Annotated in this window: 18 protein-coding genes; 14 read left to right on the plus strand and 4 right to left on the minus strand. The window is 61.6% G+C overall.

What is annotated here, in order from left to right; translation table 11 throughout:
* Window positions 1–146 precede the first annotated feature (146 nt).
* The 4 genes from P3C29_RS03245 (at window position 147) to P3C29_RS03260 (ending at window position 4432) form a co-directional block, all read left to right on the plus strand.
* Window positions 147–1541: an FAD-binding oxidoreductase gene (locus tag P3C29_RS03245; protein WP_010167808.1), complete on the plus strand. Its 1395-nt coding sequence runs from the start codon at window positions 147–149 to the stop codon at window positions 1539–1541.
* 22 nt (window positions 1542–1563) lie between these two features.
* A complete protein-coding gene (locus P3C29_RS03250) occupies window positions 1564–2229 on the plus strand; it encodes a fumarylacetoacetate hydrolase family protein (RefSeq protein ID WP_177086781.1) in 666 nt (221 codons plus the stop codon).
* 237 nt (window positions 2230–2466) lie between these two features.
* Complete coding sequence (locus P3C29_RS03255; protein WP_010167804.1) at window positions 2467–3396, plus strand: SdiA-regulated domain-containing protein; 930 nt, start codon at window positions 2467–2469, stop codon at window positions 3394–3396.
* Between the two features lie 118 nt (window positions 3397–3514).
* Entirely contained in the window at window positions 3515–4432 is a 918-nt protein-coding gene (locus P3C29_RS03260) for an SdiA-regulated domain-containing protein (protein WP_201125632.1), read from the plus strand.
* Here P3C29_RS03260 and rpiA read toward each other — a convergent pair.
* Window positions 4422–5093, minus strand: coding sequence for a ribose-5-phosphate isomerase RpiA (rpiA, locus tag P3C29_RS03265; protein ID WP_201125631.1), 672 nt, complete (start codon window positions 5091–5093; stop codon window positions 4422–4424). The two genes, P3C29_RS03260 and rpiA, sit on opposite strands and share 11 nt — an antisense overlap.
* A gap of 136 nt (window positions 5094–5229) precedes the next feature.
* Here rpiA and ilvA point away from each other — a divergent pair, with 136 nt between their 5' ends.
* Together ilvA and P3C29_RS03275 are read left to right on the plus strand one after the other, a co-directional pair.
* Window positions 5230–6744 (plus strand): threonine ammonia-lyase, biosynthetic, encoded by a 1515-nt coding sequence (gene ilvA, locus P3C29_RS03270; protein ID WP_201125630.1) that lies wholly within the window; start codon window positions 5230–5232, stop codon window positions 6742–6744.
* Between the two features lie 40 nt (window positions 6745–6784).
* Complete coding sequence (locus P3C29_RS03275; protein ID WP_275963902.1) at window positions 6785–7198, plus strand: DUF2269 family protein; 414 nt, start codon at window positions 6785–6787, stop codon at window positions 7196–7198.
* A gap of 84 nt (window positions 7199–7282) precedes the next feature.
* Here P3C29_RS03275 and P3C29_RS03280 read toward each other — a convergent pair whose 3' ends face one another.
* Complete coding sequence (locus tag P3C29_RS03280; protein ID WP_169386893.1) at window positions 7283–7939, minus strand: HAD family hydrolase; 657 nt, start codon at window positions 7937–7939, stop codon at window positions 7283–7285.
* A 143-nt stretch (window positions 7940–8082) separates the two neighbouring features.
* On the opposite strand from P3C29_RS03280, the gene P3C29_RS03285 reads away from it, so the two are divergent.
* Window positions 8083–8562 (plus strand): RNA pyrophosphohydrolase, encoded by a 480-nt coding sequence (locus P3C29_RS03285; RefSeq protein ID WP_003176750.1) that lies wholly within the window; start codon window positions 8083–8085, stop codon window positions 8560–8562.
* Window positions 8563–8584: 22 nt separating this feature from the next.
* Window positions 8585–10864, plus strand: coding sequence for a phosphoenolpyruvate--protein phosphotransferase (ptsP, locus tag P3C29_RS03290; protein WP_010167790.1), 2280 nt, complete (start codon window positions 8585–8587; stop codon window positions 10862–10864).
* Between the two features lie 99 nt (window positions 10865–10963).
* Here the strand turns inward: ptsP and P3C29_RS03295 are convergent, their stop codons facing one another.
* Window positions 10964–11710: an NRDE family protein gene (locus P3C29_RS03295; RefSeq protein ID WP_201125629.1), complete on the minus strand. Its 747-nt coding sequence runs from the start codon at window positions 11708–11710 to the stop codon at window positions 10964–10966.
* Window positions 11711–11799: 89 nt separating this feature from the next.
* On the opposite strand from P3C29_RS03295, the gene P3C29_RS03300 reads away from it, so the two are divergent.
* The 3 genes from P3C29_RS03300 (at window position 11800) to P3C29_RS03310 (ending at window position 14346) form a co-directional block, all read left to right on the plus strand.
* Entirely contained in the window at window positions 11800–12582 is a 783-nt protein-coding gene (locus tag P3C29_RS03300) for a sulfite exporter TauE/SafE family protein (RefSeq protein ID WP_010167787.1), read from the plus strand.
* Between the two features lie 66 nt (window positions 12583–12648).
* Window positions 12649–13461 carry a prolipoprotein diacylglyceryl transferase gene (gene lgt / locus P3C29_RS03305; protein WP_010167785.1) on the plus strand — a complete coding sequence of 271 codons (813 nt, stop codon included), beginning with the start codon at window positions 12649–12651 and terminating at the stop codon, window positions 13459–13461.
* 51 nt (window positions 13462–13512) lie between these two features.
* Window positions 13513–14346 (plus strand): thymidylate synthase, encoded by an 834-nt coding sequence (locus tag P3C29_RS03310; RefSeq protein WP_010167783.1) that lies wholly within the window; start codon window positions 13513–13515, stop codon window positions 14344–14346.
* 110 nt (window positions 14347–14456) lie between these two features.
* Here the strand turns inward: P3C29_RS03310 and cadR are convergent, their stop codons facing one another.
* Window positions 14457–14906 (minus strand): Cd(II)/Pb(II)-responsive transcriptional regulator, encoded by a 450-nt coding sequence (gene cadR, locus P3C29_RS03315; protein WP_201125628.1) that lies wholly within the window; start codon window positions 14904–14906, stop codon window positions 14457–14459.
* Window positions 14907–14991: 85 nt separating this feature from the next.
* On the opposite strand from cadR, the gene P3C29_RS03320 reads away from it, so the two are divergent.
* The 3 genes from P3C29_RS03320 to P3C29_RS03330 all read left to right on the plus strand — a co-directional run bounded on the left by P3C29_RS03320 (window position 14992) and on the right by P3C29_RS03330 (window position 19442).
* The gene (locus tag P3C29_RS03320) at window positions 14992–17268 is read left to right on the plus strand and encodes a heavy metal translocating P-type ATPase (RefSeq protein ID WP_201125627.1); all 2277 of its coding nucleotides are present in this window, start codon (window positions 14992–14994) and stop codon (window positions 17266–17268) included.
* Window positions 17269–17284: 16 nt separating this feature from the next.
* Window positions 17285–18148: a LysR family transcriptional regulator gene (locus tag P3C29_RS03325; RefSeq protein ID WP_010167778.1), complete on the plus strand. Its 864-nt coding sequence runs from the start codon at window positions 17285–17287 to the stop codon at window positions 18146–18148.
* Between the two features lie 229 nt (window positions 18149–18377).
* On the plus strand, window positions 18378–19442 hold the full coding sequence (locus tag P3C29_RS03330) for a putative 2-aminoethylphosphonate ABC transporter ATP-binding protein (RefSeq protein WP_010167776.1): 1065 nt from the start codon (window positions 18378–18380) through the stop codon (window positions 19440–19442).
* Window position 19443: the final 1 nt, after the last annotated feature.

A 19443-nucleotide genomic window follows, 5' to 3' on the forward strand; every position in this document is an offset into this window, starting at 1 on the left:
CGGACGGCAGGAAAGCCGTCACCGCAGAACGCCCTTGGGCACTATCCTGCGGGGGCGGTATGCTAGCATACGTGCCCCGCTAAACACCCATTCCTGCGACGTGAAGCGTTCTCAGGATGACCATGAATTGTTCGAGAGTTCTGTCGATGACCCATCCTGCCCTGATTGATGAGCTGAAGACCCTGGTTGAGCCTGGCAAGGTCCTGACCGATGCTGACTCCCTTGAGGCTTACGGCAAGGACTGGACCAAGCATTTCGCGCCGGCCCCGGTCGCCATCGTCTTCCCGAAGACCACCGAACAGGTGCAGGCCATCGTCCGTTGGGCCAATGAACACAAGGTGGCGCTGGTGCCGTCCGGTGGCCGCACCGGCCTGTCGGCCGCTGCCGTTGCAGCGAATGGCGAAGTGGTTGTGTCCTTCGACTATATGAACCAGATCCTCGACGTGAACCTTACCGACCGCACCGCCGTGTGTCAGCCGGGCGTGGTCACCAAGCAATTGCAGAACGTCGCCGAAGAAAAAGGCCTGTATTACCCGGTGGACTTCGCCTCGTCCGGTTCCAGCCAGATTGGCGGCAATATCGGCACCAATGCCGGCGGGATCAAGGTCATTCGCTACGGAATGACCCGTAACTGGGTAGCCGGCATGAAGGTCGTCACCGGCAAGGGCGACCTGCTGGAACTGAACAAAGACCTGATCAAGAACGCCACCGGCTACGACATGCGCCAGCTGTTCATCGGCGCTGAAGGCACCCTGGGCTTTGTGGTGGAAGCCACCATGCGCCTGGACCGTGCGCCGAAAAACCTCACCGCCATGGTGCTGGGCACCACCGATTTCGACTCGATCATGCCGGTGCTGCACGCCTTCCAGAGCAAGCTGGACCTGACTGCCTTCGAGTTCTTCTCCGACAAGGCCCTGGCCAAAGTCCTCGGCCGTGGCGACGTGCCGGCGCCGTTCGAGTCCGACTGCCCGTTCTACGCGCTGCTGGAATTTGAAGCGACCACGGAAGAGGTTGCCAACCAGGCCCTGGAAACCTTCGAGCACTGCGTCGAGCAGGGCTGGGTGCTGGACGGCGTGATGAGCCAGAGCGAAACCCAACTGCACAACCTGTGGAAGCTGCGCGAGTACATCTCCGAGACCATTTCCCACTGGACCCCGTACAAGAACGACATTTCGGTGACTGTGTCGAAAGTGCCGGCATTCCTGAAGGAAATCGACGCGATCGTCGGCGAACACTACCCGGACTTCGAAATTGTCTGGTTCGGCCACATCGGCGACGGCAACCTGCACTTGAACATCCTCAAGCCGGAAAACCTGAGCAAGGACGAGTTCTTCGCCAAGTGCGCCACCGTCAACAAGTGGGTGTTCGAGACCGTGCAGAAGTACAACGGCTCGATCTCCGCCGAACACGGCGTGGGCATGACCAAGCGCGATTACCTGACCTACAGCCGTTCGCCGGTTGAAATTGAATACATGAAGGCAGTGAAAGCGGTGTTCGACCCTAACGGGATCATGAACCCGGGCAAGATTTTCGCTGTTTAACAGTCCCTGAAGGAGTCGGTCCATGAGCTACCAGCACAAGTATGTCGACGGCACCAATATTCACTTTCCCCTGGGGAAAGTGGTGTGCATCGGGCGTAACTACGCCGAACACGCCAAGGAACTGGATAACCCGGTACCGACCGAGCCGCTGCTGTTTATCAAGCCAGGCAGCTGCGTGGTGGCGCTGGAAGGCGGTTTCGCCATCCCTGCCGAGCGCGGTTCGGTGCACTACGAAGCGGAAATCGCGGTGTTGATCGGCAAGCCGTTGTCGACCAAGCCCAGCCGTGAGGAAGTGCTGGACGCCATCTCCGGTTTTGCCCCGGCCCTGGACCTGACCCTGCGGGACAAACAGGCCGAGCTGAAAGCCAAGGGCCTGCCGTGGGAAATCGCCAAGTCGTTTGATGGCGCGGCGGTGATTGCCCCGTTCGTCGTCGGCAGCACCTTCCCGGACGTGACCGACATCGGCATTCGCCTGACCATCAATGGCGAAGTGCGCCAGGACGGCAACAGCGCGATCATGCTCAACCCGATCATTCCGATGATCCAGTACATGGCCGGCTGCTTCTCGCTGCAGGCCGGGGATGTGATCCTCACGGGTACACCGGCAGGCGTGGGCCCGCTGAATGTGGGGGATGAGCTGGTGCTGGAATTGCCGGGTGTGAGCCGCTTCGAAAGCAGCGTGCGCTAAGACACTGGCAAAAATGTGGGAGCCGGGCTTGCCCGCGATGACGGTGTGTCAGTCGCCTTAAATGTTGACTGACCCGCCGCCATCGCGGGCAAGCCCGGCTCCCACATTGTTTTGTGTTTGTCTGGAAATATCGGTTTTTGCATTTTTTTCACACCCCATCCGGATAATCCTTAGCCTCCTGCGCGCGGACCCTCTGATCCTGTGCTATCCCCTAAAGCTGACTTTCTGGAAAGCGTAATGGCCGTGCCTCTCCCATCTGTAAAACCTACGCTGCGTTCCCGCCTCGCCATGCGCTGGTATTCCTGGTTGTTCCTGGCTGGCGCGATCATCTATGGCGTGGCCTGGGCGATGCACTGGGACGATCGCGGCTTGTTGTGGGTGGCGGAGCGCTTCGAAACCCCGACCGAGCGTCTGGAAAGCGTCTGGCTCCCGGACTATCACGCGGTGATTGACGCCAAGCTGTTACCCGGCATGGAGAAAGACGAAGCCTCGGACCTGGCCTATAACCCGCAGACCAAAACCCTGTTTTCGGTGATGGGCAAGAACCCATTCCTGGTTGAGTTGACCCTGCAAGGCGACGTGCTGCGCAAGATGCCACTCAACGGCTGGAACAACCCGGAAGGCGTGACCATGATGGAAAACGGCCTGATGGCCGTGGTCGATGAGCGCCAGCACAGCCTGACCATCATCAAGGTCGACCCCCAGACCCAGCAGTTGAACAAAGCCGACTTCCCGTCCTATGACCTCGGCCCTTCGAAAGACCAGAACAAAGCCTTCGAGGCGATCACCTGGGACAAGCGCAACCAACAGCTGATTCTCGGCGAAGAGCGGCCACCGGCGCTGTTCACCTGGAAAAGCGACGGCAGCCAGACGCTCACCGGCGACAAGCAAAAGCTCGCCAACAGTGAGTTGGACATGCGCAACCTCTCGGCGCTGACGGTCGACCCGCGCACCGGCCATCTGCTGGCGCTGTCGGCCGATTCCCACCTGCTGCTGGAGCTGGACGAGAAGGGCGAGCAAGTCAGCTTCATGACCTTGCTCGGCGGCTTCAATGGCTTGAAGAACACCATTCCCCGTGCCGAAGGCGTGACGATGGACGAGAACGGCACGCTGTACATCGTCAGCGAGCCGAATCTGTTCTATCGATTCGAGAAGCAGGCACAGTAGTTCGATTACGTCAGATTTTTCTCTATCTGCGGCATACGCCAGACACCCGGGGCGTTTAAGTTTAAATTCAGGCGACCGTGATATTCATTCGCCAGTTTTCACTTTGAGCCCCGCCCTGATGCGTCGACTTGCCCGTCCCAAACCTGCTTTTTTCATTCTGATCCTGATCGCCCTGGTGGCTGTCGGCGTGGTCGCTCAGCAACTGCGCCTGTTCGAGCGTGCCTGGTTTAACTGGCAGTCGTGGCGCCATCCCGCCGGTGAGCATTCCATTGGCCTGGGGGATTATCAGGTGAGCCTGGAAGCACAGGTGATCGACGGCCTCAACGATGATGTCTCGGCCCTGACCTTTGATCCGGTGCGCAACAGCCTGTTTACCGTCACCAACAAAAACGCCGAGCTGGTCGAGCTGTCCCTGGACGGCAAAATCCTGCGGCGTATTGCGCTGGTGGGCTTTGGCGATGCCGAGGCTGTGGAGTACATCAGCGACAACACCTACGTCATCAGCGACGAGCGCCAACAGCGGCTGATCAAGGTCCACGTGGATGACGACACCCGGTTCCTCGACGCCGCCGACGCCGAGCAAATGACCCTCGGCGTGCACCTGGGCGGCAACAAGGGTTTCGAAGGCCTGGCCTATGACTCGGTGGGCAAGCGCCTGTTTGTGGCCAAGGAACGCGACCCGATGCTGATATACGAGGTCCACGGCTTTCCCCATTTCAAACCGGAAAAAACCTACTCGGTGCACGTGATCAACAACCCCAAGCGCGATGCCGGGTTGTTTGTGCGCGACCTGTCGAGCCTGCAATACGATGAGCGCAGCGGCCATCTGCTGGCGCTGTCGGATGAGTCATTCCTGGTGCTGGAACTGGATATCGACGGTCGTCCCCTGAGCAGTCTGTCGCTGCTCAAGGGGCGCCATGGCCTGAAGCAGCGCGTGCCTCAGGCCGAAGGGATTGCCATGGACAACGACGGCACGTTGTACATGGTCAGTGAGCCCAACTTGTTCTATGTGTTCAAGAAGCCGCTTACGCCTTGAGGGTTTTCACGCCTTCCGGGGTGCCCAGCAGCAATACGTCAGCCGGGCGGGCTGCGAACAAACCGTTGGTGACCACGCCGACGATGGCATTGATCGAGCGCTCCAGCGTCACCGGATCAGTGATCTGCATGTTGAACACGTCGATGATGATGTTGCCGTTGTCGGTCAGCACGCCTTCGCGGTACACCGGGTCGCCGCCCAGCTTCACCAGCTCGCGGGCCACGTGGCTGCGGGCCATAGGGATCACTTCCACGGGCAGCGGGAACGCGCCGAGTACCGGCACCAGTTTGCTGGCGTCGGCGATGCAGATGAAGGTCTTGGCCACGGCCGCGACGATCTTCTCGCGGGTCAGGGCTGCGCCGCCGCCCTTGATCAGGTTCAGGTGGGCGTCGCTTTCATCGGCGCCGTCGACGTAGAACTCCAGGTCGCTGACGGTGTTCAGCTCATACACCGGAATACCGTGGCCCTTGAGCCGTGCAGCCGTGGCTTCGGAGCTGGCGACCGCGCCGTCGAACGCGCCCTTGTGCAGGGCCAGCGCATCGATAAAGCAATTGGCGGTGGAACCGGTGCCGACACCGACGATGCTTTTATCGTCGAGTTTAGGAAGGATTAAATCGACGGCGGCCTGGGCCACTGCCTGTTTGAGTTGATCCTGGGTCATGCGGGCTCCGGAACGGGCGGGGAGTAAAGAGGGGCGCGAGTATAACCCAACAAAACCTCGGTTTTCGTGTGGTCGCCCGGCCAAACGCTGGGTTAGACTCCTTGGCCCTGCCCAACCCGCCCAGTGATGCTTTCCGATGCTTGAACAGTACGTCAAAAAGATCCTCACCTCGCGCGTTTACGACGTTGCCGTAGAAACCCCGCTGCAGACCGCCCGCCAGCTCTCCGAGCGGCTGGGCAACACGGTCTGGCTCAAGCGCGAAGACTTGCAGCCGGTGTTCTCGTTCAAGATTCGCGGCGCCTACAACAAGTTGACCCAACTGAGCGCCGAAGAGCGTGCACGCGGCGTGGTCACCGCCTCGGCGGGCAACCACGCCCAGGGCCTGGCCCTGGCGGCCAAGGTGCTGGGGGTCAAGGCCACCATCGTGATGCCCAAGACCACCCCCGAGATCAAGGTCGAAGGCGTGCGCTCCCGTGGCGGCAAAGTGGTGCTGCACGGGGATTCTTTCCCGGAAGCCCTGGCGTATTCGCTGAAGCTGGTCGACGAAAAAGGCTACGTCTACATTCACCCCTACGATGATCCGCACACCATTGCCGGGCAGGGCACCGTGGCGATGGAGATCCTGCGCCAGCACCCGGGGCCACTGGACGCGATTTTCGTCCCGGTGGGCGGCGGCGGCCTGATCGCCGGTATTGCGGCGTACGTGAAGTACCTGCGGCCCGAAATCAAGATCATCGGCGTCGAGCCGGACGACTCCAACTGCCTGCAAGCCGCCATGGCCGCGGGCGAACGCGTGGTATTGCCGACCGTGGGCATCTTCGCCGACGGCGTGGCGGTGGCGCAGATCGGCCAGCACACCTTCGACATCTGCAAGGATTACGTGGATGAAGTGATCACCGTCAGCACTGATGAAATCTGCGCGGCGATCAAGGACATCTACGACGACACCCGCTCGATCACAGAACCTGCCGGCGCCCTGGGCGTGGCGGGTATCAAGAAATACGTCGAGACCCGTGGCATCACCGGGCAAACCCTGGTGGCCATCGATTCCGGGGCCAACGTCAACTTCGACCGCCTGCGCCACGTGGCCGAGCGCGCCGAGCTGGGTGAAGGCCGCGAAGCCATCATCGCCGTGACCATCCCCGAGAAGCCGGGCAGCTTCAAGGCCTTCTGCGAAGCCGTGGGCAAGCGCCAGATCACCGAATTCAACTACCGCTACCACTCCGGCCGTGAGGCGCACATTTTTGTCGGCGTGCAGACCCACCCGGAAAACGACCCACGCAGCGCGCTGATCGCCAGCCTCACCAGCCAGGGTTTCCCGGTGCTGGACCTGACGGAAAACGAACTGGCCAAGCTGCACATCCGTCATATGGTCGGCGGCCATGCGGCGCACGTCAGCGATGAAGTGGTGTTCCGCTTCGAATTCCCGGAGCGTCCGGGGGCGCTGTTCAACTTTCTTAACAAATTGGGCGGGCGCTGGAACATCTCGATGTTCCACTATCGCAACCACGGCGCCGCCGACGGGCGTGTAGTGGCGGGCCTGCAAGTGCCGGCGGACGAGCGTCACCTGGTGCCAGCGGCGCTGGAGGCCATTGGCTACCCATACTGGGATGAAAGTGATAACCCGGCCTACCAGCTGTTCCTCGGTTGAGCGACTACGCTGACTGGGCGGCCTTCAAGGAATCGAGAACATGGAAACGCTGACCACCCTTAGAGTTATCCACATCGCGGCCACGGTGTTGCTGCTGCTCAGCGGCATTGCGCTGGCGGTGCTGGCCTGGCGCAAACGCAGCGCAGGGCCTGCCTATACCGTGCAGCGGCCGTGGGTGTTTGTGTGGCTGTTGATGGGCATTTGCGTGGTGAGCATGCCGTTCACCGGCTGGTGGCTGGTGCACTTGATCGGCTGGCCGCTGGGGCAAACGTGGATTCTGGGCTCCAGCGTGATCTACACCGTGGCGGCGCTGAGCTGGTTCTGGCTGGTGGCGCGGCTTAATCGACTGCGGTTGGGCGGGGCGGGGAGTGTGAACTTCACCGTGGCGCTGGCGGTGGTGAGCCTGGTGGGGTTTGTGGCGATTGCCGGGTTGATGGGCGCCAAGCCGGTTTAAGGGCTGGTAAAACACTTGTGGTGAGCGGGCGTGCCTCGCGCGGGGCAAGCCCGCTCACCACAAAAAACCGATCAATGCAGGTTATCAGCCGCGCAGGGTGATCACCGGCCAGCCACGCTTTTCGGCTTCAGCGCGCAGATTCGGATCCGGATCCACCGCCACCGCATGCGTCACCTGCTCCAGCAGCGGCAGGTCATTCATCGAGTCGCTATAGAAGTAGCTGTCCTCCAGGTTGTACCCGGTCTCTTCCAGCCAACGATTCAAGCGCGTCACCTTGCCCTCGCGAAAGCACGGGATATCCGTACTGCGCCCGGTGTAACGGCCATCCTGCATCTCGCATTCCGTGGCAATCAGGGTTTCAACCCCCAACCGCTCGGCAATCGGTGCGGTCACAAAGCGGTTGGTCGCGGTGATGATTACCAGCTTGTCGCCCGCCGCCCGGTGCTTGGCCAGCAATTCAACCGCCTGGGGCAGCAGGATCGGCTCGATGCAGTCGCGCATGTAGTCGCGGTGCCATTCATCCAGCTGAGCCATTTCGGTGCGGCCGAGGATTTCCAGGCAGAAGTTCAGGTACTCGGCGTTATCCAGCTTGCCGGCCAGGTAATCCTGGTAGAACTCATCGTTGCGGGCCTTGTAGGCCACCGCGTCGAGAATCCCGCGTTCACAGAGGTAATCGCCCCAGGCGTGATCGCTGTCACCCCCCAAAAGCGTGTTGTCCAAGTCGAATAAAGCCAGGCGCATTGCAGTTACTCGCTGAAAAGTCTGTAAAAAGGCGTCCAGAATACGGTCTTTTCACAAGAGTGCACATAAGGTAAGCAGCCTCGTTGCCGCTGTATCAATCTTTGTGGAACAATGCGGTGACATGCGTTTGCGAGGTTGTTGCCGTGATCGACCCCGATGGTTTCCGTCCTAATGTCGGGATTATTCTTACGAATGATGCCGGACAGGTGCTATGGGCTCGCCGTATCAACCAAGATGCCTGGCAGTTTCCTCAAGGCGGAATCAACCCCGACGAAACCCCTGAAGACGCCTTGTACCGTGAGTTGAACGAAGAAGTAGGCCTGGAACGCGAAGATGTGCAAATTCTGGCCTGCACCCGAGGCTGGTTGCGCTATCGTTTGCCGCAACGTCTGGTCCGCACCCACAGCCAACCGCTGTGCATCGGCCAGAAACAGAAATGGTTTCTCCTGCGCCTGATCTCCAACGAGCAGCGGGTGCGGATGGATTTGACCGGTAAACCGGAGTTCGATGGCTGGCGCTGGGTCAGTTATTGGTATCCGTTGGGCCAGGTGGTGACATTCAAGCGCGAGGTTTATCGTCGCGCTCTTAAAGAGCTTGCCCCGCGCCTTTTAGCGCGCGACTGACGACGGAGTTCGACCCCGAGCCATGCTCAATACGCTGCGCAAGATCGTCCAGGAAGTTAACTCCGCCAAGGATCTCAAGGCGGCGTTGGGGATTATTGTGTTGCGCGTCAAGGAAGCCATGGGCAGCCAGGTCTGCTCGGTTTACCTGCTGGACCCCGAGACCAACCGTTTTGTCCTGATGGCCACCGAGGGCTTGAACAAGCGCTCCATCGGCAAGGTCAGCATGGCGCCCAATGAAGGTCTGGTGGGCCTGGTGGGGACGCGTGAAGAACCCCTGAACCTCGAAAATGCGGCCGATCACCCGCGTTATCGCTACTTTGCCGAAACCGGCGAAGAGCGTTACGCCTCGTTCCTCGGTGCGCCGATCATTCACCACCGCCGCGTTGTCGGCGTGTTGGTCATCCAGCAAAAAGAACGCCGCCAGTTCGACGAAGGTGAAGAAGCCTTCCTCGTGACCATGAGCGCGCAGCTCGCCGGGGTTATCGCCCACGCCGAGGCCACCGGTTCGATTCGCGGCCTGGGGCGCCAGGGCAAAGGCATCCAGGAAGCCAAGTTCGTCGGCGTGCCGGGTTCGCCGGGTGCTGCCGTCGGTACTGCCGTGGTCATGCTGCCGCCGGCAGACCTGGACGTGGTGCCGGACAAGACCGTCACCGACATCGACGCTGAAATCATCCTGTTCAAGACCGCCCTCGAAGGCGTGCGCAATGACATGCGCACCCTGTCGACCAAGCTGGCCACCCAGTTGCGGCCTGAAGAGCGGGCGCTGTTCGACGTGTACCTGATGATGCTCGACGACGCGTCCTTGGGCAGCGAAGTCAAGGACGTGATCAAGACCGGCCAGTGGGCCCAGGGCGCGCTGCGCCAGGTGGTCACCGATCACGTCAACCGTTTCGAATTGATGGACGACGCCTATCTGCGCGAACGCGCCTCCGACGTGAAAGACCTCGGTCGCCGTCTGCTGGCCTACCTGCAGGAAGAGCGCTCGACCACCCTGGTGTACCCCGACAACACCATCCTGATCAGTGAAGAGCTGACCGCCACCATGCTCGGCGAAGTGCCGGAAGGCAAACTGGTGGGCCTGGTCTCGGTACTGGGTTCGGGCAACTCCCACGTCGCGATCCTGGCCCGGGCCATGGGCATTCCGACGGTGATGGGCCTGGTGGACCTGCCGTATTCCAAGGTCGACGGCATCGAAATGATCGTCGACGGCTACCACGGCGAGGTCTATACCAACCCCAGCGAAGTGCTGCGCAAGCAATACGCCGAAGTGGTGGAAGAAGAACGCCAGCTGTCCCAGGGCCTCGACGCCCTGCGGGAATTGCCGTGCGTGACCCTCGACGGCCACCGTGTACCGCTGCTGGTCAACACCGGCCTGCTGGCGGACGTGGCCCGTGCGCAACAGCGTGGCGCCGAAGGGGTGGGACTGTACCGCACCGAAGTGCCGTTCATGATCAATCAGCGTTTTCCGAGTGAGAAGGAGCAGCTGGCGATTTATCGCGAGCAACTGTCCGCCTTCCATCCGTTACCGGTGACCATGCGCAGCCTGGACATTGGCGGCGACAAGTCACTGTCGTATTTCCCGATCAAGGAAGACAACCCCTTCCTTGGCTGGCGCGGTATTCGCGTTACCCTCGACCACCCTGAAATCTTCCTCGTCCAGACCCGCGCCATGCTCAAGGCCAGCGAAGGCCTGAACAACCTGCGCATTTTGCTGCCGATGATCTCCGGCACCCACGAGCTGGAAGAAGCCCTGCACCTGATCCACCGGGCCTGGGGCGAAGTGCGCGACGAAGGCGCCGACGTGCCGATGCCGCCGATTGGCGTGATGATCGAGATTCCGGCGGCGGTGTACCAGGCCAAGGAGCTGGCGCGGCAGGTGGACTTCCTGTCGGTGGGCTCCAACGACCTGACCCAGTACCTGCTGGCCGTGGACCGCAACAACCCAAGGGTGGCCGACCTGTACGACTACCTGCACCCGGCGGTGCTGCAAGCCCTGCAGAACGTGGTGCGTGACGCCCATGCCGAAGGCAAGCAAGTGAGCATCTGCGGCGAGATGGCCGGTGACCCGGCGGCGGCGGTGCTGTTGATGGCGATGGGCTTTGACAGCCTGTCGATGAACGCCACCAACTTGCCGAAGGTGAAATGGATGCTGCGCCAGATCAATCTGAGCCGGGCCAAGGAACTGCTGGCGGAGTTGATGACCATCGACAACCCGCAAGTTATTCACAGCTCGCTGCAATTGGCGCTGAAGAACCTTGGGTTGGCGCGGATGATCAATCCGGCGTCTGCAAAAACCCTCTAAACCGAGGCGCCTTCATCGCAGGCAAGCCAGCTCCCACATTTGGAATGCATTTCCCTGTGGGAGCCGGGCTTGCCCGCGATGAGGCCAGTCCAGTCACTGCTAAAGCTTCAGTTCCACCTCGCCCAGCCTGCCACCATGGGGCCCAAAACTGCGCTCCACGATATGCCGTGTCCCGTCGGCACTCACAATCAGCGCCGTACTCGCCCGCGTCCCGTAACTGGGGCTGGCAATAAACACACTCGACAGCAAGCTCTCCGTCGCCAAGCCCACGCCGGTGTCCGGCAGGTCGGCAAACGGCGCCGTCTGCGGGTCGCTCAAAATCCCCAGCAAGGCCTCAGGCTGAGGATCGTCCAGCACTTCTGCCAGCGCCGCCTTGGCCTTCAACAACTTCGGCCACGGCGTATCCAGCCCAGCATTGGATAACCCATAAACCCCAGCTTCCAGCCGCGTCGGCGCAGATTCATTGGCGTTGTAATGCCACAACGCATCCGGCGTCCCGACCAACAGGTTAAACCCGGCATATTCAATCGATCGACCGTTAACGTCGGCCAAATAGTCGTCAATCGGCAGCGAACCGCTGAGAAAACGCGCCACCAGCTCACCCCTCGACTTGCGCGCCGGTGGCTGGTGCGGATCCCGAATATTGGTCAGCGCCGCAAAGCGCCCATCGGCCCCAACCCCCAGCCAGGTCCCGCCCGCTTCCTGGTCCCTGCCTGCGTAAACATGGGGTGCATCCAGCCACTGGGCCAACGGCAGGCTGGGCCGGGCATAAAACTCGTCACGGTTGGCCGCGACGATCAGCGGTTGGGCGTGGCCCGGCCGCCAGGCGAAAACAATCAGGCACATAAGGCGATCCCTTTGTGTTTTGCCCACTCTACCCATAGAACCCTGTGCTTTGCATCCGTTAACATGCCGGTCTGTTTTCGGGGGCTCCCATGGAATTTCTCCTGTATTTGCTGCTGGGTTCCTGTGCGGGCATGCTCGCCGGGCTGTTTGGCGTGGGCGGCGGGATCATTATTGTCCCGGTGCTGGTGTTCAGTTTCACCTTGCAGGGCTTCGATCCCTCGGTGCTGACCCATCTCGCTGTGGGCACGTCCCTGGCGTCTATTATCTTCACGTCGGTCAATGCGGTGCGCGAGCATCACCGGCGGGGTGCCGTGCGCTGGCCGATCTTTGTGTGGATGGCCGTGGGCATCCTGCTGGGCGCGGGCCTTGGTGCGCTGACCGCCGAGGCGATTTCCGGGCCGCACTTGCAGAAGATCATCGGTGTATTCGCCTTGGTGATCGCCGTGCAGATGACCCTGGAGCTCAAGCCCAAGGCCAGCCGCCAGGTACCGGGCAAGCTTGGCCTGACCCTGGCGGGCGGCGTGATTGGCTGGTCTTCGGCGATTTTCGGCACCGGCGGCGGTTCGTTGACCGTGCCGTTCCTGACCTGGCGCAGTGTGCCGATGCAGCAGGCGGTGGCCACTTCATCGGCCTGCGGCTTGCCGATTGCTCTGGCCAGTGCGTTAAGTTTCATGATTTTGGGCTGGCATGATCCGCTGCTGCCCGATCATAGTCTCGGCTTTGTGTACTTGCCGGCGCTGCTGGGCATTGCGCTTACCAGCATGGTGGCCGCCCGTTTCGGCGCGCGCCTGGCACACCGGTTGTCGCCGCGCTTGCTCAAGCGGCTGTTCGCCGGGCTGCTGTTTTGTGTGGGGCTGAATTTTTTGCTGTAACGCAGACTTAATCGCGCACCGGCATGGTCCGATGCGCCAACACTATTGATTTAACGAGGAGTCGCAATGCTGCCTTACCCGCAGATCAACCCGGTGGCCGTGGCCATCGGTCCGCTGCAAATCCACTGGTACGGGTTGATGTACCTGATCGGCATTGGCGGTGCCTGGTTGCTGGCTTCCCGGCGCCTGAACCGTTTCGACCCGACCTGGACCAAGGAGAAACTCTCCGACATGGTGTTCTGGATGTCGATGGGGGTGATCGTCGGCGGACGCCTGGGGTATGTGCTGTTCTACGACCTGCCAGCCTACATCGCCAATCCGACTTTGATCTTCGAGGTGTGGAAGGGCGGCATGGCGTTCCACGGCGGGTTTGTGGGCGTGATGATCGCGGCGTGGTGGTTTGGCCGGCGTAACGGCAAGTCGTTCTTCCAGCTGATGGACTTCGTCGCCCCGTTTGTGCCGATTGGCCTGGGTGCCGGGCGCATTGGTAACTTCATCAACGCCGAATTGTGGGGCAAGCCGAGCGATGTGCCGTGGGCCATGGTGTTCCCGCCGTTCAGCGACCCGGCGCAATTGCCGCGCCACCCGTCGCAGCTGTACCAGTTCGCCCTGGAAGGTGTGGCGCTGTTCCTGATCCTTTATATCTTCTCGCGCAAGCCACGCCCAACCATGGCCGTGTCGGGCATGTTCGCGTTGTTCTACGGGATCTTCCGCTTTATCGTCGAGTTCGTGCGCGTGCCGGATGCGCAGCTGGGCTACCTGGCGTGGGGCTGGGTGACCATGGGTCAGATTCTCAGCCTGCCGATGATCATCGCCGGCCTGGGCCTGCTGTGGTGGGCTTACAATCGCCCGCAAGGCATCAAGAACACCGCGCTTTAAATTCGAACGCCGGGGCCCGAGGGTCCCGGCTTCAACGATACAGGTATACACATGAAGCAATATCTCGAACTACTGAACGATGTCGTGACCAATGGCCTGACCAAGGGCGATCGCACCGGTACCGGCACCAAGGCCGTGTTTGCCCGTCAGTTTCGGCATAGCTTGGCCGACGGCTTCCCGCTGCTGACCACCAAGAAGCTTCACTTCAAAAGCATCGCCAACGAATTGATCTGGATGTTGAGCGGCAACACCAACATCAAGTGGCTGAACGAAAACGGCGTGCGGATCTGGGACGAATGGGCCACCGAAGACGGCGACCTGGGCCCGGTGTACGGCGAGCAGTGGACTGCCTGGCCGACCAAGGATGGCGGCAAGATCAACCAGATCGACTACATGGTCGAGACGTTGAAGACCAACCCCAACAGCCGCCGCATCCTGTTCCACGGCTGGAACGTCGAATACCTGCCGGACGAGACCAAAAGCCCGCAGCAAAACGCCCGCGACGGCAAGCAGGCCCTGCCGCCTTGCCATTTGCTGTACCAGGCCTTCGTGCATGACGGTCATCTGTCGATGCAGCTGTACATCCGCAGCTCCGACGTATTCCTCGGCCTGCCGTACAACACCGCTGCCCTGGCGCTGCTGACCCATATGCTGGCCCAGCAATGCGACCTGATCCCTCACGAGATCATCGTCACCACGGGCGATACCCACGCCTACAGCAACCATATGGAACAGATCCAGACCCAGCTGGCGCGCACGCCGAAGAAACTGCCGGAGCTGGTGATCAAGCGTAAACCCGAGTCGATCTACGATTACAAATTCGAAGACTTTGAAATCGTGGGCTATGACGCCGACCCAAGCATCAAGGCCGACGTAGCCATCTGATCAATGTGGGAGGGGGCTTGCTCCCAAAGCGGTGTGTCAGTCGCCGGAAATATGACTGATCTACCGCCTTCGCGAGCAAGCCCGCTCCCACATTTGTTTTGTGTACACATTCAATGGCCGTGGCTTCTGCCCACATGCGAGGGCTCAGCCTCGCTGGCCGCGACACTCCCGCTGACTTCCAGCCGCTGCAAAATCCCGCACTGATCCAGGTCCGGCCCGCCGCCACAGCGTTGGCGCAGGTCGAGCAACTGTTCCTGCAACGCCAGCAGCCCGTCGATCCGTGCCTTGACGTGGTGGATGTGCTCGTCGATCAACGCATTCACGCTTTCGCACTGGTCCCGGGGGCTGTCCCGCAAGCCCAGCAGGCTGCGAATTTCCTCAAGGGTCATGTCCAGGCTGCGGCAGTTACGGATAAACACCAGCCGCTCGGTGTGCGCCTGGGTGTACAGGCGGTAATTACCGTCACTGCGCGCAGGCGGCGGCAGCAGGCCTTCCTTCTCGTAATAACGGATGGTTTCCACCTGGCAATCCGTCAATTTTGCCAATTCGCCGATCTTCATCGCAGCAATCTCCAAAAGGGTGCTTGACCCTATAGTGGCTACAGGGTCTTTACTTGGCAACAGGCACCTTTACGGACGCGACAGAATGAGCGATTCCATCCACACCCCACACAAGCACGACCACGACCATGATCATGACCACGCGCACGATCACGGCCCGAAGCTCAAGCCTGTGCAGAAGCACGACCATGGCAGCCATGGCGATTCCTGCTGTTCCAGCAAGGCCGCGCCTGCGCTGGTGAAGTTGACCGAAGCCCCGACAGCGGGCTCGCGGCTGAGCACCTTCCGCATCGAAGCCATGGACTGCCCCACCGAGCAGACGCTGATCCAGAACAAACTGGGCAAGCTCGCCGGCGTGCAGCAGCTGGAATTCAACCTGATCAACCGCATCCTCGGCGTGACCCACGACCTGCCGACGACCGCGCCGATCATCGACGCCATCAAATCCCTGGGCATGCAGGCCGATCCCATCGAAGAAGGCGTAGCCCCGGCCGAGCCGCCTGCGAAGAAACACTGGTGGCCGCTGGCGCTGTCCGGCGTCGGTGCCTTGGGCGCCGAAGTGCTGCACTTCACCAACGCCGCCCCGACGTGGGTGATTGCCCTGGTCGCATTGATCTCGATCTTCAGCGGCGGCCTCACCACCTATAAAAAGGGCTGGATCGCCCTGAAAAACCTCAACCTGAACATCAACGCCCTGATGAGCATCGCCGTGACCGGCGCCATCCTGATCGGCCAGTGGCCAGAAGCCGCGATGGTGATGTTCCTGTTCACCGTGGCCGAACTGATCGAAGCCAAGTCCCTCGACCGCGCCCGCAACGCCATCAGCGGCTTGATGCAGATGACGCCGCAGCAGGCCACGGTGCGTCAGGCTGACGGCAGTTGGGTTGAACAGGACGTCAAAGTCATCGAGTTGGGCGCGATCGTGCGGGTTCGCCCCGGCGAGCGCATTGGCCTGGACGGTGAAGTCACCTCCGGCCAGTCCACCATCGACCAGGCGCCGATTACCGGTGAAAGCCTGCCGATTGAAAAGACCGTGGGCGACAAAGTCTTCGCGGGCACCATCAATCAGGCCGGTTCCCTGGAATACACCGTCACCGCCGCCGCCAACAACTCCACCCTGGCGCGGATTATCCACGCCGTGGAACAGGCCCAGGGCGCCCGCGCGCCGACCCAGCGTTTTGTCGACACCTTCGCCAAGGTCTACACCCCGGCGGTGTTCATCTTTGCCTTGGGCGTGGCCCTGATTCCGCCACTGTTCATGGGCGGCGTGTGGTTTGAATGGGTCTACCGCGCACTGGTATTGCTGGTGGTCGCATGCCCGTGTGCACTGGTGATTTCCACCCCGGTGACCATCGTCAGCGGCCTGGCTGCCGCGGCGCGCAAAGGCATCCTGATCAAGGGCGGCGTGTACCTGGAGGGCGGTTACAAGCTCGACTACCTGGCCCTCGACAAGACCGGCACCATCACCCACGGCAAACCGGTGCAAACCGATTACCTGGCGCTGTTCCCGAACATGGAAGACAGCGCGCCGGCTTTGGCCGCGAGCCTGGCCGGGCGTTCCGATCACCCGGTGTCCCTGGCGATCGCCAATGCGGCTGTGGATAAAAATCTCAGCGTGCACACTGTGGATAACTTCGAGGCCCTGACCGGTCGCGGCGTGAAGGGCGAGATCAATGGTGAGGTCTACTATCTGGGCAACCACCGCCTGGTGGAAGAGCTGAACCTGTGTTCGCCGGCCCTGGAGAAGAAGCTCTTCGCCCTGGAAAAACAAGGCAAGTCCGTGGTCCTGTTGCTGGACAAGTCCGGCCCGCTGGCGCTGTTCGCCGTGGCCGACACCGTGAAGGACACCAGCCGCGAAGCCATCCAGCAACTGCATGACCTGGGCATCAAGACCCTGATGCTCACCGGCGACAACACCCACACCGCCAAGGCGATTGCCGATCAGGTCGGCATCGACCAGGCCCAGGGCGACCTGTTGCCCACCGACAAGCTGCAAGCCATCGAAGCGCTCTACGCCAAGGGCCACCGGGTCGGCATGGTCGGCGACGGCATCAACGACGCCCCGGCGCTGGCCCGTTCCGAGATCGGTTTTGCCATGGCCGCCGCCGGTACCGACACCGCCATCGAGACCGCCGACGTCGCGCTGATGGACGATGACCTGCGCAAGATTCCGGCATTCATTCGGCTGTCGCGGCAAACGTCGAGTATCCTCAAGCAGAACATCGCCCTGGCCCTGGTGATCAAGGCGATCTTCCTGGCGGTGACCTTCCTCGGAATGGCCACCATGTGGATGGCGGTGTTCGCCGACATGGGCGTGAGCCTGCTGGTGGTGTTCAATGGTCTGCGCCTGTTGCGCAAATAGTCGATGAGAGGGTGGTGTGCTGAGTGCCGAGCTGAAGGCGTTTTACATGGTCGCCCGCCTGGGCAGCATTACCCAGGCGGCGAAAAAGCTCGGGCTGAGCCAGCCCACGGTGACCACCCAGATTCGTCACCTGGAAAGCCAGTACTCGGTGGAGTTGTTCTACCGCGGCGGGCGACGCCTGACGGTCAGCGACGAAGGCGCGCGGCTGTTGCCGATGGTCAAGGCGCTGTTGCAGCAGGAAGCGGATATCGAGTTTTTCCTGCGCAACAGTGGCCAGGTGCAGGGCGCGTTGAGGATTGCCGCGACGGCGCCGTATTACATCCTCGACCTGGTCAAAACCTTCCGCGAGCGGCTGCCACAGGTTGAGGTCTCGGTGGAGATCGGCAACTCCCAGCAAGTGCTGGAAGCGCTGGATGATTACCGCGTTGACGTTGCCGCCTCATCCCAGCTGCTTGAAGACCCGCGCCTGATTCGCCGGGTGCTGGGCATGGACCCGCTGGTGCTGGCGGTGCACCGCAACCATCCGCTGGCGGTGCTCGACCATGTACCGCTGACCGCGCTGGCCGGGCACACCCTGCTGATGCGCGAACCGGGCTCCACCACCCGCCGATTGACCGAAGAGATGTTGCAGGGCGCCGGCGTGAGTTACGGGCCGCTGCTGGAGATCGGCAGCCGGGAATCGATCCGTGAGGCGGTGCTGCGCAATATCGGCATCAGCATCATCGCCCGCCAGGAAGTGCCCCACGACCCGCAATTGCGGGTGCTGACCATCGAGAATGCCCCGCAGATTCCCGAGTACCTCTACTGCCTGAAAGAGCGAAAGGGCGCGCGGTTGCCAGCGGCGTTTCTGGGATTGGCGCAGGAAATGTCCCCGATCTGAAGGCGCCATCGCAGGCAAGCCAGCTCCCACAGTTGGAATGCATTTCTCTGGCCCAACTCGATCAACTGTGGGAGCCGGGCTTGCCCGCGATGGTGCCAGTCCAGGCAAAACCTTCCTCAAGCCCTACCCAAATCCACCAATACCACTATCGCCACGTTTTGCCTTTCTGCCACATGAGGGACGCATTGCCTGCCTAGGATGACCTTCATCAGTTTGATGAGGTGCCTCCATGAACACAGCCATGACCAACCCCGGCGCGCCAATGAAGGTGCGCGGTGTGCAGAAACGCTTCGGCGCCTTTACCGCGCTGGATAACGTGTCTTTGGATGTCGCCGCCGGCGAACTGGTGTGCCTGCTGGGCCCGTCGGGCTGCGGCAAGACCACCTTGCTGCGCTGCATTGCGGGCCTGGAACGCCAGGACAGCGGCGAGTTGTACCTCGGCGAACGCGACGTTTCCCTACTGGCACCCCAGGCACGGGACTACGGCATTCTGTTCCAGTCCTACGCGCTGTTTCCCAATCTCACTGTCGAAGCGAACATCGGTTACGGCCTCACCGGCAGTGGTCGCGATGAAGTGCGCAAGCGCGTCGGGCAGATGCTGGAACTGGTCGGCCTGGTGGGCAGCGAAAAGAAATACCCCGGCCAACTCTCCGGCGGCCAGCAACAACGTGTAGCCCTGGCCCGCGCCCTGGCACCGGCGCCGTCCTTGCTGCTGCTGGACGAACCGATGTCAGCCCTCGACGCCCGGGTGCGCGAGCATCTGTGCACCGAGCTGCGCCAACTGCAACGCCGCCTGGGCATCACCACGTTGATGGTCACCCACAACCAGGACGAGGCCATGCTGATGGCCGATCGCATCGCCGTGATGAACAACGGCAAGGTCGAGCAGTACGCCACGCCCCAGGAAATCTACGACCGCCCGGCCACACCGTTTGTGGCCGAGTTCGTCGGCCAGGGCAACTGGCTGCCGTTCAGCCGCAACAGCGCCAGCCACGCTCAGGTCGGCGGGATGAATATGCGCCTGGCGGACAACGCAGGCGTTGCCAAATCGGGTCGTCTGTTCTGCCGCCCGGAAGCCATCAGCGTCAACCCGCCGGTGCATGAAGAAAACCTGTTCCCGGCCAAGGTCCGCGAGATCACCTTCCTCGGCAACCGCTGCCGCATGAGCTTCGAACTGGACCAGCTGCCCGGCCATCCGCTGCTGGCCGAACTCGCGCCGGAAGCCATGCCGCGCCTTGGCGCCCAGGACATCTGGGTCGCGCTGCCCCCGCGCAGCCTGCAGGTGTTTGCCTGAG

This window comes from Pseudomonas sp. 1912-s, from assembly GCF_029269205.1.
Taxonomy (GTDB): Bacteria; Pseudomonadota; Gammaproteobacteria; order Pseudomonadales; family Pseudomonadaceae; genus Aquipseudomonas.